The sequence below is a fragment of the Sulfitobacter sp. 15WGC genome (assembly GCF_005068605.1).
In the GTDB taxonomy this organism is placed as follows: Bacteria; Pseudomonadota; Alphaproteobacteria; order Rhodobacterales; family Rhodobacteraceae; genus Sulfitobacter; species Sulfitobacter faviae.
In genome coordinates this window covers 1-255 of record NZ_SZNL01000111.1, presented here as the reverse complement: position 1 = coordinate 255, position 255 = coordinate 1, and the positions used below count along the sequence as shown (strand labels likewise).

Here is a 255-nt window from a genome sequence, read left to right as displayed (position 1 = left end):
GAGTGTGCGGGATGGCTGCCACAAATGCAGAACCCCAAGATGTACTGAATTTCTGGCTCGAAGACGTAGGTCCGGCCGGATGGTACAACAGTTCCGAAACGCTGGATGCCGATATCCGTGCGCGTTTCGAGGGGCTTTGGGATGAGGCGCAGGCTGGCAAGCTGAACCATTGGCTGACCAATCCCACCGACGCGCTGGCCTTTCTGATCCTGACCGATCAATTCCCGCGCAACATGTTCCGCGACACGGGCAAGG

Annotated in this window: 1 protein-coding gene; it reads left to right on the top strand. The window is 58.4% G+C overall.

What is annotated here, in order from left to right:
• Positions 1-11: 11 nt before the first annotated feature.
• On the top strand, positions 12-255 hold a 244-nt coding region (locus tag FCK22_RS18185; protein WP_136720768.1), incomplete at its 3' end, for a DUF924 family protein.